General features: G+C 53.2%; 15 protein-coding genes. 11 read left to right on the forward strand and 4 right to left on the reverse strand.

Annotated elements, in window-relative coordinates:
* Positions 1–2 precede the first annotated feature (2 nt).
* From rsfS to lipA, 10 genes are all read left to right on the forward strand, one after another.
* A complete protein-coding gene (gene rsfS, locus APT89_RS22355) occupies positions 3–320 on the forward strand; it encodes a ribosome silencing factor (RefSeq protein WP_003858696.1) in 318 nt (105 codons plus the stop codon).
* Between the two features lie 3 nt (positions 321–323).
* The gene (gene rlmH, locus APT89_RS22360) at positions 324–791 is read left to right on the forward strand and encodes a 23S rRNA (pseudouridine(1915)-N(3))-methyltransferase RlmH (RefSeq protein WP_003858701.1); all 468 of its coding nucleotides are present in this window, start codon (positions 324–326) and stop codon (positions 789–791) included.
* 28 nt (positions 792–819) lie between these two features.
* Positions 820–2,721, forward strand: coding sequence for a peptidoglycan DD-transpeptidase MrdA (gene mrdA, locus APT89_RS22365; RefSeq protein ID WP_060573633.1), 1,902 nt, complete (start codon positions 820–822; stop codon positions 2,719–2,721).
* Between the two features lie 2 nt (positions 2,722–2,723).
* A complete protein-coding gene (gene mrdB / locus APT89_RS22370; RefSeq protein WP_013097590.1) occupies positions 2,724–3,836 on the forward strand; it encodes a peptidoglycan glycosyltransferase MrdB in 1,113 nt (370 codons plus the stop codon).
* A 16-nt stretch (positions 3,837–3,852) separates the two neighbouring features.
* Complete coding sequence (rlpA, locus tag APT89_RS22375; protein ID WP_041910800.1) at positions 3,853–4,962, forward strand: endolytic peptidoglycan transglycosylase RlpA; 1,110 nt, start codon at positions 3,853–3,855, stop codon at positions 4,960–4,962.
* Positions 4,963–5,101: 139 nt separating this feature from the next.
* A complete protein-coding gene (gene dacA / locus APT89_RS22380; RefSeq protein WP_028012336.1) occupies positions 5,102–6,313 on the forward strand; it encodes a D-alanyl-D-alanine carboxypeptidase DacA in 1,212 nt (403 codons plus the stop codon).
* 105 nt (positions 6,314–6,418) lie between these two features.
* On the forward strand, positions 6,419–6,682 hold the full coding sequence (ybeD, locus tag APT89_RS22385; RefSeq protein WP_003858718.1) for a DUF493 family protein YbeD: 264 nt from the start codon (positions 6,419–6,421) through the stop codon (positions 6,680–6,682).
* 94 nt (positions 6,683–6,776) lie between these two features.
* A complete protein-coding gene (gene lipB, locus APT89_RS22390; RefSeq protein WP_028012335.1) occupies positions 6,777–7,418 on the forward strand; it encodes a lipoyl(octanoyl) transferase LipB in 642 nt (213 codons plus the stop codon).
* Between the two features lie 291 nt (positions 7,419–7,709).
* Positions 7,710–8,663: a YbeF family transcriptional regulator gene (locus APT89_RS22395; protein ID WP_041910920.1), complete on the forward strand. Its 954-nt coding sequence runs from the start codon at positions 7,710–7,712 to the stop codon at positions 8,661–8,663.
* A 207-nt stretch (positions 8,664–8,870) separates the two neighbouring features.
* Positions 8,871–9,836, forward strand: coding sequence for a lipoyl synthase (lipA, locus tag APT89_RS22400; protein WP_028012333.1), 966 nt, complete (start codon positions 8,871–8,873; stop codon positions 9,834–9,836).
* An 81-nt stretch (positions 9,837–9,917) separates the two neighbouring features.
* Here lipA and tatE read toward each other — a convergent pair whose 3' ends face one another.
* Entirely contained in the window at positions 9,918–10,118 is a 201-nt protein-coding gene (gene tatE / locus APT89_RS22405) for a twin-arginine translocase subunit TatE (protein WP_028012332.1), read from the reverse strand.
* Positions 10,119–10,243: 125 nt separating this feature from the next.
* On the reverse strand, positions 10,244–11,032 hold the full coding sequence (locus APT89_RS22410) for a deaminated glutathione amidase (protein ID WP_041910921.1): 789 nt from the start codon (positions 11,030–11,032) through the stop codon (positions 10,244–10,246).
* Positions 11,033–11,099: 67 nt separating this feature from the next.
* On the opposite strand from APT89_RS22410, the gene crcB reads away from it, so the two are divergent.
* On the forward strand, positions 11,100–11,483 hold the full coding sequence (gene crcB, locus APT89_RS22415) for a fluoride efflux transporter CrcB (RefSeq protein WP_041910922.1): 384 nt from the start codon (positions 11,100–11,102) through the stop codon (positions 11,481–11,483).
* A 218-nt stretch (positions 11,484–11,701) separates the two neighbouring features.
* Here crcB and cspE read toward each other — a convergent pair whose 3' ends face one another.
* Together cspE and pagP are read right to left on the reverse strand one after the other, a co-directional pair.
* Positions 11,702–11,911, reverse strand: a complete 210-nt coding sequence (gene cspE / locus APT89_RS22420; protein WP_002439184.1) for a transcription antiterminator/RNA stability regulator CspE — start codon at positions 11,909–11,911, stop codon at positions 11,702–11,704.
* 190 nt (positions 11,912–12,101) lie between these two features.
* Positions 12,102–12,719 carry a lipid IV(A) palmitoyltransferase PagP gene (gene pagP, locus APT89_RS22425; RefSeq protein WP_080339189.1) on the reverse strand — a complete coding sequence of 206 codons (618 nt, stop codon included), beginning with the start codon at positions 12,717–12,719 and terminating at the stop codon, positions 12,102–12,104.
* Positions 12,720–12,793 lie beyond the last annotated feature (74 nt).

The following is a 12,793-nucleotide window of genomic DNA, read 5'->3' on the forward strand; positions in this document are numbered from 1 at the left end:
ACTTGCAGGGTAAAGCACTCCAGGATTTTGTTATCGACAAAATTGATGACCTGAAAGGTCAGGACATCATCGCTATCGACGTTAAGGGTAAATCCAGTATTACCGACTGCATGATTATCTGCACCGGTACCTCTACGCGTCATGTTGTTTCGATTGCCGACCATGTGGTTCAGGAATCGCGCGCAGCAGGACTCTTACCGCTTGGCGTTGAAGGTGAAGCGACCGCTGACTGGGTGGTTGTTGACCTCGGCGATGTGATTGTCCACGTCATGCAGGAAGAGAGCCGTCGCCTGTATGAGCTGGAAAAACTCTGGGGTTAATGCGTGAAGTTGCAGCTGGTCGCCGTCGGCACCAAAATGCCGGACTGGGTACAAACCGGTTTTACTGAATATCTGCGTCGTTTTCCCAAAGACATGCCGTTCGAACTGGTGGAGATCCCCGCCGGGAAGCGCGGTAAGAACGCGGATATCAAACGTATTCTCGACAAAGAGGGTGAACTGATGCTTGCTGCCGCAGGCAAGAACCGCATCGTCACCCTTGATATTCCAGGTAAACCCTGGGATACGCCGCAGCTGGCGCATGAACTGGAGCGCTGGAAGCAGGATGGCCGCGACGTCAGTCTGTTGATTGGCGGACCTGAAGGGTTATCCCCCGCCTGCAAAGCGGCAGCAGAACAAAGTTGGTCTCTCTCTGCGCTGACGCTGCCCCACCCGCTCGTGCGGGTCCTGGTGGCGGAAAGCTTGTATCGCGCGTGGAGCATTACTACCAACCACCCCTATCACCGCGAGTAATGACTGACCAGGGTAGATTAAGCAGCGGATGAAACTACAGAATTCTTTTCGCGACTATACGGCTGAGTCCGCGCTGTTTGTGCGCCGGGCGCTGGTCGCCTTTACGGGGATTTTGCTGCTTACCGGCGTGCTGATCGCCAACCTTTATAATCTGCAAATTGTCCGCTTTACCGATTACCAGACGCGTTCTAACGAAAACCGCATTAAGCTGGTGCCTATCGCACCCAGCCGCGGCATTATCTACGACCGTAACGGCACCCCTCTGGCGTTAAACCGCACCATCTATCAAGTCGAGATGATGCCGGAGAAGGTCGATAACGTGCAGAGTACGCTGGAAGCCCTAAGGAGCGTTGTCGATCTCAACGATGATGATATCGCGGCCTTCAAAAAAGAGCGCGCCCGCTCTCACCGTTTCACCTCCATTCCGGTTAAAACCAATCTGACGGAAGTCCAGGTCGCCCGTTTTGCGGTGAACCAGTACCGCTTCCCCGGTGTGGAAGTGAAGGGTTACAAGCGTCGCTACTATCCTTACGGATCCGCGCTGACGCATGTGATTGGCTACGTTTCCAAGATTAACGATAAAGACGTCGAGCGCCTCGATAAAGACGGCAAGCTGGCGAACTACGCCGCGACGCACGATATCGGCAAGCTGGGGATTGAACGCTACTACGAAGATGTCCTGCACGGGCAGACCGGCTATGAAGAAGTTGAGGTTAACAACCGTGGCCGCGTCATCCGCCAGCTTAAGGAAGTGCCGCCTCAGGCGGGGCACGACGTCTATCTGACGCTCGATCTCAAACTGCAGCAGTATATTGAAACCCTGCTGGCGGGTAGCCGCGCCGCCGTGGTGGTCACCGACCCGCGCACCGGCGGCATTCTGGCGATGGTTTCTATGCCAAGCTATGACCCGAACCTCTTTGTTGACGGCATCTCCAGCAAAGACTACTCCGGCCTGCTGAATGACCCTAACACCCCGCTGGTGAACCGCGCCACGCAAGGCGTTTACCCGCCGGCATCAACGGTTAAACCGTACGTGGCGGTCTCGGCGCTGAGCGCGGGCGTCATCAACCGCAATACCAGCCTGTTTGACCCGGGCTGGTGGCAGCTACCGGGCTCTGAAAAACGCTATCGCGACTGGAAGAAATGGGGCCACGGCCATCTGAACGTTACGAAATCTCTGGAAGAATCTGCGGATACCTTCTTCTACCAGGTGGCGTATGACATGGGCATTGACCGCCTGTCTGAGTGGATGAGCAAATTCGGCTACGGGCACTACACCGGCGTGGATCTGGCTGAAGAGCGCTCCGGCAACATGCCAACCCGTGAGTGGAAGCTGAAGCGCTTTAAGAAGCCGTGGTATCAGGGTGATACCATACCGGTGGGTATCGGCCAGGGTTACTGGACGGCCACCCCGCTTCAGATGAACAAAGCGATGATGATCCTCATTAACGACGGCGTGGTGAAAGTTCCGCATCTGCTGCAAAGCACCGTTGAAGATGGCAAAAAAGTGCCGTGGGTGCAGCCCCATGAAGCGCCGGTAGGCGACATCCATTCCGGCTTCTGGGAAATAGCGAAAGACGGTATGTACGGTGTGGCAAACCGTCCAAACGGAACCGCGCACAAGTATTTCGCCGGTACGCCATATAAAGTGGCCGCGAAATCCGGTACGGCGCAGGTCTTTGGCCTGAAAGCCAATGAAACCTATAACGCACACCGCATTGCCGAACGTCTGCGTGACCATAAGCTGATGACGGCGTTTGCCCCTTATGATAACCCGCAGGTGGCGGTGGCAATGATTCTGGAGAACGGCGGCGCTGGCCCGGCGGTAGGGACCATCATGCGCCAAATCCTGGACCACATTATGCTGGGTGATAACAACACCGAACTGCCGGCTGAAAATCCGGCCGCCGCTGCGGCGGAGGACCAATAATCATGACGGATAATCCAAATAAAAAATCGCTGTGGGATAAAATTCACATCGACCCAGCCATGCTGCTGATCCTGCTGGCCCTGCTGGTTTACAGCGCCCTGGTTATCTGGAGCGCCAGCGGCCAGGACATCGGCATGATGGAACGCAAGATCGGCCAGATCGCGATGGGTCTGGTCATTATGGTGGTAATGGCGCAGATCCCGCCGCGCGTCTATGAAGGCTGGGCGCCCTATCTCTACATCTTCTGTATTATTTTGCTGGTGGCGGTAGATGCGTTCGGTGCCATCTCAAAAGGGGCACAGCGCTGGCTGGATCTGGGCGTTGTTCGTTTCCAGCCCTCGGAGATTGCCAAAATCGCAGTCCCGCTGATGGTGGCGCGCTTTATCAACCGCGACGTCTGTCCGCCGTCGCTGAAAAATACCGCTATCGCCCTGGTGCTGATATTCCTGCCGACACTGCTGGTTGCGGCGCAGCCTGACCTCGGCACCTCGATCCTTATCGCCCTCTCCGGCCTGTTTGTCCTGTTCCTGTCGGGCTTAAGCTGGCGTCTGATTGGTATCGCGGTGGTGCTGGTTGCAGCGTTTATCCCTATCCTGTGGTTCTTCCTGATGCATGACTACCAGCGCCAGCGCGTCATGATGCTTCTCGATCCGGAAACCGATCCGCTCGGTGCGGGCTATCATATTATTCAGTCCAAGATTGCGATTGGCTCCGGCGGCCTGCGCGGTAAAGGCTGGCTGCACGGTACCCAGTCGCAGCTGGAGTTTTTACCGGAGCGCCACACCGACTTTATCTTTGCGGTACTGGCGGAAGAGCTGGGACTGGTTGGCATCCTGATCCTGCTGGCGCTCTACGTGCTGCTCATCATGCGAGGTTTGTGGATTGCGGCCCGCGCGCAGACCACCTTCGGCCGCGTCATGGCAGGCGGACTGATGTTGATTTTATTCGTTTATGTCTTCGTAAATATTGGTATGGTGAGTGGTATTCTGCCGGTGGTAGGTGTACCGCTGCCGCTGGTGAGTTACGGAGGCTCGGCACTGATCGTGTTGATGGCCGGGTTTGGTATCGTGATGTCGATCCACACCCACAGAAAAATGTTGTCAAAAAGCGTATAAAAATAAGGGGATCGGAATGCGTAAGCAGTGGCTGGGTATCTGCATTGCGGCAAGTTTACTTGCGGCCTGTACAAGTGATGATGGTCAGCAACAGGCAACCGTCGCGCCGCCGCAGCCTGCGGTGTGTAATGGCCCAATCGTTGAAATTAGCGGTGCCGATCCCGTTTATGAACCGCTGAATGCCAGCGCGAATCAGGATTACGAGCGCGACGGCAAAAGCTACAAAATTGTGCAGGATCCGTCCCGCTTTAGCCAGGCTGGCTTTGCCGCCATTTATGATGCTGAGCCGGGCAGTAACCTGACGGCATCGGGTGAAACATTTGACCCAATGCAGCTGACTGCGGCGCACCCCACGCTACCTATCCCTAGCTACGCCCGTATCACCAACCTGGCGAACGGCCGTATGATCGTCGTGCGTATTAACGACCGCGGCCCGTACGGTAATGACCGGGTGATTTCCCTGTCCCGCGCGTCTGCCGATCGCCTGAATACCTCGAACAACACCAAAGTTCGCATTGACCCAATTATCGTGGCGCAGGATGGTTCGCTCTCCGGACCGGGAACCGCGTGTACCACGGTGGCGAAACAGACCTATGCCCTCCCCGACCGCCCAAATCTGGACGGCGGCATGGGAAGCGTCTCCTCGCCGGCAGAGCCTTCTCAGCCGGCGGGAGAAATACGCCCAATCAGCAATGACACGCTGCAAAGCGATGATGCCACTGGCGCACCGGTAAAAAGCAGCGGCTTCCTTGGCGCACCAACGAACTTAGCCTCGGGCGTGCTGGAGGGCAGTGAGCCGACGCCAGCCCCTGTTGCCGCCCCCGTCGTGCAGCAGCCTGCCCCGGTAACGGCTCCGGTCACGACCCAGAGCGCAGCCGTTGCCGCTCCCGCAGCAGCCAGCGGCGGCTTTGTCGTCCAGGTGGGCGCAGTGAGCGATCGGGCCCGTGCCCAGCAGTATCAGCAGCGTCTGAGCCAGCAGTTTGGCGTGCCAGGACGCGTTGAGCAAAACGGCGCGGTCTGGCGTATTCAGATGGGGCCGTTTGCCAGCAAGTCGCAGGCGGCATCCCTGCAGCAGCGTTTGCAGAGCGAGGCACAGCTGCAGTCCTTTATCGCTGTTACGAAGTAATTAATCGGCGGTATCCGAAATGTCAGTTTGTGTAAAACACATTCACAAACTCATGCTTAAAGTCGGATGCCTGCCTGAATAGCATTTGCTATAGTAAGGCACTTTTTTTAATTCCATCACGGATGTCGTAGTTCTGACCATGAAGACCACTTTTTCTGCTCGTTTTGTGCAGCGCATGGCGCTGACCACGGCCCTTTGCGCGGCTGCACTCTCTGCAGCTCATGCTGATGACCTGAATATCAAGACCATGATCCCTGGCGTTCCGCAAATCGACGCGGAATCCTACATCCTGATCGATTACAACTCTGGCAAAGTGCTGGCAGAACAGAATGCCGATGCCCGCCGTGACCCGGCCAGCCTGACCAAAATGATGACCAGCTACGTCATCGGCCAGGCAATGAAAGCCGGTAAGTTCAAAGAGACGGATCTGGTCACCATCGGCAACGATGCGTGGGCTACCGGGAACCCTGTTTTCAAAGGTTCCTCGCTGATGTTCCTGAAACCGGGAATGCAGGTTCCGGTTTCTCAGTTAATTCGTGGCATTAACCTGCAGTCCGGTAACGATGCCTGCGTGGCCATGGCCGATTTCGCCGCCGGTAGTCAGGATGCGTTCGTGGGCCTGATGAACAGCTACGTAAATGCCCTGGGTCTGAAGAACAGCCATTTCCAGACCGTACACGGTCTCGATGCAGACGGTCAGTACAGCTCCGCACGTGATATGGCGCTGATTGGTCAGGCGCTGATCCGCGACGTACCTAACGAGTACTCTATCTACAAAGAGAAAGAGTTCACCTTCAACGGCATTCGTCAGACCAACCGTAACGGCCTGCTGTGGGATAACAGCCTGAACGTTGACGGCATCAAAACCGGCCACACCGACAAAGCCGGTTACAACCTGGTGGCCTCTGCCACTGAAGGACAGATGCGCCTGATCTCTGCCGTGATGGGTGGTCGCACCTTTAAAGGTCGCGAAACCGAGAGTAAGAAGCTGCTGACCTGGGGCTTCCGTTTCTTCGAAACCGTGAACCCGCTGAAAGCAGGCAAAGAATTTGCTTCTGAACCCGTCTGGTTCGGCGATAACGATCGTGCTTCTCTGGGCGTGGATAAAGACCTCTACCTGACCATTCCACGCGGTCGTATGAAGGATCTGAAAGCAAGCTATGTGCTCAACACCACCGAACTGCATGCCCCGCTGCATAAAAACCAGGTGGTGGGTACCATCAACTTCCAGCTGGACGGTAAAACGATCGACCAGCGTCCACTCGTGGTATTGGAAGAAATTCCTGAAGGCAATTTCTTCGGCAAAATCATTGATTACATTAAACTGATGTTCCATCACTGGTTTGGCTAAAAATCGAACACTTGAAAGTGTGATTTTGATCCCCATATACTAAGTATCCTGATAACTCCCACCTGACGTGGGAGTTATTCATTTTGACGTTACGCCGGAGCTGACATGAAAACCAAACTTAACGAACTGCTTGAATTCCCTACCCCGTTTACCTACAAAGTAATGGGTCTGGCGAAACCTGAGCTGGTTGATCAGGTGGTTGAAGTGGTACAGCGCCATGCGCCGGGTGACTACTCTCCGTCAGTAAAACCAAGCAGCAAGGGCAACTACCACTCGGTTTCTATTACCATCACTGCCACACATATCGAGCAGGTTGAGACGCTGTACGAAGAGCTCGGCAATATCGAAATCGTTCGTATGGTGCTGTAGTCCCTTTGCGGTTACCCGGTTTACCGGGTAACCCCTCTTCCCCGCTGTGATATACTCCCCCTCATCTTTTGTTTCTCGTCTTCGGAGACGCGTTTTGTATCAGGATAAAATTCTGGTCCGTCATCTCGGGCTGCAACCTTATGAGCCTGTCTCTCAGGCTATGCACGAGTTCACCGATTCACGCGATGACACAACCCCTGATGAGATTTGGCTGGTCGAACATCTGCCGGTATTTACGCAGGGCCAGGCGGGAAAAGCGGAACACTTATTAATGACGGGCGATATCCCGGTGATCCAGAGCGATCGTGGCGGACAGGTGACTTACCACGGTCCGGGTCAGCAGGTCATGTACGTCCTGCTTAATCTGAAGCGCAGAAAGCTTGGCGTACGTGAACTGGTGACGTTACTGGAACAGACCGTCGTCAACACGCTGGCGGAGTATGGGATTGACGCGCATCCGCGTGCCGATGCGCCGGGCGTCTACGTTGGCGAAATGAAGATCTGCTCTCTGGGGCTACGTATTCGTAAAGGTTGTTCCTTCCACGGTCTGGCATTGAATATTAATATGGATCTTACGCCTTTCCAGCGCATAAACCCCTGCGGCTACGCCGGCATGGAAATGACGCAAATGCGCCAGTGGGTCGATACCGCTACGCCAGAAAATATACGTCCCGTGCTTCTGAAGAATGTGTTAGCACTACTTAACAATCCCCCGCACGAATATATCCCTGCTTAATATATCATCCAGAATGGCTCGATAATTTGACGGGCCACTGTTTATTTACCGCTTTTACGCTTTACAATAATCCGCAGATTCTATATTTTCGAAGCGCCCGAATATTGCCCTTACATATTATTTAGCCTCCGGACAGCACGGCATACACAGGCTAAGTAACTTGAGTGATAATCACACAACTGTTTGTTTTTGATAAACAAGTGGAACAAAAGCAACACTTTACGAATCTCTACAAGCATAATAAATAAATTGAACTATCATTCATGTTGTGAATGTATACGGAGTGAAAGCGTGGAGTATAATAATTTACCAGCCAAACGCCTGAATGACCCTGGTGGCGAAGATAAGCCGCAAATTTTTCGGACTTTACGTAATATTGATCTCAATTTACTGACTATTTTTGAGGCAGTATATGTCCATAAGGGTATCGTTAATGCTGCGAAAATTCTTAATCTCACGCCATCGGCAATAAGTCAGTCAATTCAAAAGCTACGGGCTATATTTCCCGACCCCTTATTTATCCGTAAGGGCCAGGGCGTCACGCCAACGGCCTATGCGACACATCTCCACGAATACATCAGCCAGGGGCTGGAGTCGATTCTGGGTGCGCTGGATTTAACCGGAAGCTATGACAAACAGAGAACCATCACCATCGGCTGCTCCCCTTCTGTCGGCGTGCTGGTGATGCCCGCGATCTTTCAGGCAGTGAAAGAGCATGCGCCTCAGCTTCTGCTTCGCAATGTGCCTCTTAACGAACCTGACGTTCAGCTTGCTCAGTTCCAGACGGACCTGGTCATCGAAAGCGGCAGCTTTAGCGCCCGAGCGCTGGGGCAAAATGTGCTTTACGCCGATAACCTGGTGCTGGTTTGCCGCAAGCAGCACCCCGTCCTCAGCGAGCCGTTATCCATTGAAAACCTGCGCAACTACGACCACTCGTCTTTCATGACCGAAGGGCAATCTAATCACGCTCTGCGTCAGCGTATTGACGAAATTTTCCCGGAACGTCAGATCAGTTTCAGCAGTTACAATATGTTCACCACCGCATCCCTGATTGGCAGCAGCGATATGCTGTGCATCATGCCTTCACGCCTGTATAACCTGCTGCGGAAATGCTGGCCGCTGGAGAGTATTCCGCTAAGCCAGCTCAATGCAGAATCTATCGAGATTTCACTGCATTACAACAAGCTCAGCTTGCGCGATCCGGTACTGGAAAACGTCATCCGCATTATCCGTCAGGCCTTCTGACAGAGCGTACCCGTGCACGTCCCTGCCGCTCGCAGGGCAAAAGGCACAAAACAACAACTATTTTACAAATTGGCGACCTGGCAGGCTGCTTTAACGCCCCTATAAATGATATACTGCCTGTCGTTCGTTCAAAAATAGTTGATAAATACAACATTCCCTTGAATTGAAACGCTTTCCTTCGATATTCGCAACTGGAACACGCACGCTATGAGTAAACCCATTGTGATGGAACGCGGTGTTAAATACCGCGATGCCGATAAAATGGCCCTTATCCCGGTTAAAAACGTGGCTACAGAGCGCGAGGCGCTGTTAAGAAAACCGGAATGGATGAAAATCAAACTTCCGGCAGACTCTTCGCGTATCCAGGGGATCAAAGCGGCGATGCGTAAGAATGGCCTTCACTCTGTTTGTGAAGAAGCCTCTTGCCCGAACCTTGCTGAATGTTTCAATCACGGCACCGCGACGTTTATGATTCTGGGTGCCATCTGTACCCGCCGCTGCCCATTCTGCGACGTGGCGCATGGCCGCCCGGTGGCCCCCGATGCCAACGAGCCGCAAAAACTGGCGCAAACCATCGCCGACATGGCGCTGCGTTATGTGGTTATCACCTCCGTTGACCGCGACGATCTGCGTGATGGCGGGGCTCAGCACTTCGCTGACTGCATTACTGCCATTCGCGAAAAAAGCCCGAACATCAAAATCGAAACGCTGGTTCCTGACTTCCGCGGCCGTATGGACCGCGCGCTGGATATCCTGACCGCGACGCCGCCAGATGTGTTTAACCACAACCTGGAGAACGTTCCGCGTCTTTACCGTCAGGTGCGTCCGGGAGCCGACTATAACTGGTCTCTGAAGCTGCTGGAGCGCTTTAAAGAAGCACATCCGCATATCCCGACCAAGTCAGGTCTGATGGTTGGTCTGGGTGAAACCAATGACGAAATCATCGACGTCATGCGCGATCTGCGCCGCCACGGTGTGACCATGTTGACGCTCGGCCAGTATCTGCAGCCAAGCCGTCACCACCTGCCGGTACAGCGCTACGTGAGCCCGGATGAATTTGACGAGATGAAAGCCGAAGCGCTGGCGATGGGCTTTACCCACGCGGCTTGTGGTCCGTTTGTTCGTTCTTCTTACCATGCGGATATGCAGGCGAAAGGCGAAGAAGTCAAATAACACCGTAATATTCATTTACAGTAATGCAAAAAAACCGGCCTCATGAGCCGGTTTTTTTTCGCAAGCCCTCAGGCATTGCCGTTACTCTTTGTGGGAAAGCTTCTCTGCCGGGATGTCGTCAGCGCTTTTCTTCGCGGCTGCGTCATCGTCGTTCATCGCTTTCTTGAAGCCTTTGATGGCAGCCCCCAGGTCACCACCCAGCGTGCGTAACTTCTTGGTACCAAACAGCAGGACGACCAGTGCGGCAACCACCAGCAGTTTGGTAATACTAATCTCACCCATAGATACCTTCTTTACTTAAAACAGGCTGCATTCAGCGCCAAAACCCGATCGTATTAACGGTCATTTGGCGCGTGCACACAATAGCAATCTGTAACAAGGTGAATCAAGCATTGTTGAAAAAAACATCACAATAATTGCGGTGGCGCAAAGCGACGGTTGCGAAGAACAGGTAATTGCTGACGCGCAAGCGCAACTCTTTCTAAAATTATCTCCGCCATCAGCAGAACCGGCGCTTCCGCTGCGGCGGCAATCGTCACTCCCAGGGGATCAACCACCCTGCTCTGCCCGATGTTTTTATTGCCGCACTCCCCGGCGGCAACAACATAACAGGTCGTGTCCAGCGCGCGTGCAGCAAGCAGCGTAGCCCAGTGTTGCTCTTTTAGCGGCCCCTTAACCCATGCGGCAGGCAATACCAGCACCTCCGCCCCCTGCAGCGCCAGATGCACCGCCAGCTCCGGGAAACGCAGGTCATAGCAGGTCATCAACCCCACCTTAAACCCGTCGATATCAATGAGCGGTGGGACGACATCTCCCGGATCAACGCGTCGCGACTCCTGGATGCTGAACGCATCATAGAGATGAAGCTTGGCGTAGCGCGCAACAATGGCACCGTCACGGATAGCCACCAGCGTATTCATTGCGCGACCCGGCGTTGAGGGAACGTGCACGGTTAAGACGGTGGTCATCGTACTGCCTACGCTCTGGGCGAGCAGCTGTTGTAAAAATTCGCCGTCAAGGGCCTGTGCAGACTTCACGGACAAATCCGGGTCGTTATCATCCCTTGCCAGCAACGCCTCAGGAAGCACCAGCAGCGACGCGCCTTTCTGTCGGGCCTGTATCATCAGGTTAACGCACTGCACTGCGTTAACCCGCCAGTCAGGCGTGACCGCAAACTGCCCTACCGCAACATACATATTTGTCCCCTCATTATAAACAGCGTTAAACTCGCTACTCTTACACATCAAATAGCAGGTATTTAGCGTGTTACAACTCCTTTTAGCTGTTTTTATTGGTGGAGGCACGGGGAGCGTTGCGAGGTGGTTACTGAGTATGCGGTTTAATCCCCTGCACCAGGCGATTCCATTAGGAACGCTGGCCGCCAACCTGATTGGTGCTTTTATTATTGGTATGGGGCTGGCCTGGTTTAACCGGATGACGCACATCGATCCCATGTGGAAAGTCTTGATTACCACCGGCTTCTGCGGCGGTTTGACCACCTTTTCAACCTTTTCCGCGGAAACGGTTTTTCTCTTTCAGGAAGGACGTATCGGCTGGGCGCTGGTGAATATCGCGATCAACATGATCGGATCTTTCGCGATGACGGGGATCGCATTTTGGCTTTTTTCCTCTGTAAGCACGCATTAACTGCCGGAGCGTTAATGTTGGCTTAATTTTTCTCTGTCACTCTGAAGGCAATACTGAACGAGGGTGACAAATGAAACAGAGTCTGATGAGCGCAGGCATGGTGTTGTTGAGCGTACTGATCGTGGCCAGCTTCCTGAAAATTTACCTGCTTGGCTGATTCATAACGAAAAAAACCCGCTCAATGAGCGGGTTTTGAAATTCTTGCTGACGCGTCTGAATTACAGAGCGATTACGTTAGCAGCAGAAGGGCCTTTGGCACCGTTAGTGATTTCGAACTCTACACGCTGACCTTCAGCCAGAGTTTTGAAACCATTAGACTGGATTGCAGAGAAGTGTACGAACACGTCTTTGCTGCCATCTTCAGGAGTAATGAAACCGAATCCTTTGGACTCATTAAACCACTTAACGTTACCTTTAATCTTAGACATCAAAATTACCTTTACATTAAAAAACGACACAAATGCTGTGTCGGTTACCAGTACAACAATTGTGGGACCTTTTGTCCAGCGGATCTTTGACAAAAAGTGACTAAAGTCGCGTTAATTTTCACTGACAGATTTTTATCGCTTACGAATCAACGGCTGCACGTTTTTTCACCACCAGGTAATGTTTTGTCAGTTAAAACTGAAAACGCATCCAGGCGAAGTAAACGTTACCGTTGTTATACGTTCCCGGAATGTAGGTCATCTGGAACGTTGCAGGGCCGTATCCAACAGAGGCCAGAGGCAGCAATACGGGGATCGGAATGTACTTCCAGTTGTCGCGCGCGGTCACCCCGGCGGTATAGCCCAGACCAACGTGGAAGTTCTCATCCGCCAGCGGGCGCCAGGTCTTTTCCCAGCCGTACCCGCCAATCGGTTCCCACTTGTTAAAGGAGTCTTTGAAGGCCATCAGATAGATGCCATGCCAGTTTCCTTTATCATCCCAGCGCGACTGACCAAAACCCGCTCCCCAGGGACGCTCGTTGTATTTATCCGTTTTCTCTTTGTCGTAAGCAAAGCGCGCATGCCACGTTATTGCCGGGACATAGAGATCATAATGTTCAGGCGCTGACCAGGTCTGCGAAACATTATCCGTAAAAGTAGAGAACCAACCTTTATCCGTCGCGTTGTTCTCTGCCTGTGCAACAGAAGAAAACGTTAACTGGCCAATAATAAACAATAAAATGGAGAAAAAAGTATTACGTACAATCACAATGCAATTACCATTCTTGATATTCGAGGCAAAGTTTAACATAGAATAATTGAACCAAGCCTTAACGGCATCACCCCTACTCTTAAATATCAGGCCGCTTTTCGGGAATATTCTTA

The sequence above is a fragment of the Enterobacter sp. 50588862 genome (genome assembly GCF_001462935.1).
GTDB lineage: Bacteria > Pseudomonadota > Gammaproteobacteria > Enterobacterales > Enterobacteriaceae > Enterobacter > Enterobacter bugandensis.

Excerpts from the sequence above, each read along its gene's own strand:
- rlpA (WP_041910800.1), top strand. The coding sequence starts at position 3,853 with ATGCGTAAGCAGTGGCTGGGTATCTGCATTGCGGCAAGTTTACTTGCG.
- APT89_RS22410 (WP_041910921.1), bottom strand. The coding sequence starts at position 11,032 with ATGTATGTTGCGGTAGGGCAGTTTGCGGTCACGCCTGACTGGCGGGTT.
- ybeD (WP_003858718.1), top strand. The coding sequence starts at position 6,419 with ATGAAAACCAAACTTAACGAACTGCTTGAATTCCCTACCCCGTTTACC.
- mrdB (WP_013097590.1), top strand. The coding sequence starts at position 2,724 with ATGACGGATAATCCAAATAAAAAATCGCTGTGGGATAAAATTCACATC.
- cspE (WP_002439184.1), bottom strand. The coding sequence starts at position 11,911 with ATGTCTAAGATTAAAGGTAACGTTAAGTGGTTTAATGAGTCCAAAGGA.
- pagP (WP_080339189.1), bottom strand. The coding sequence starts at position 12,719 with ATGTTAAACTTTGCCTCGAATATCAAGAATGGTAATTGCATTGTGATT.
- mrdA (WP_060573633.1), top strand. The coding sequence starts at position 820 with ATGAAACTACAGAATTCTTTTCGCGACTATACGGCTGAGTCCGCGCTG.
- dacA (WP_028012336.1), top strand. The coding sequence starts at position 5,102 with ATGAAGACCACTTTTTCTGCTCGTTTTGTGCAGCGCATGGCGCTGACC.
- lipA (WP_028012333.1), top strand. The coding sequence starts at position 8,871 with ATGAGTAAACCCATTGTGATGGAACGCGGTGTTAAATACCGCGATGCC.
- tatE (WP_028012332.1), bottom strand. The coding sequence starts at position 10,118 with ATGGGTGAGATTAGTATTACCAAACTGCTGGTGGTTGCCGCACTGGTC.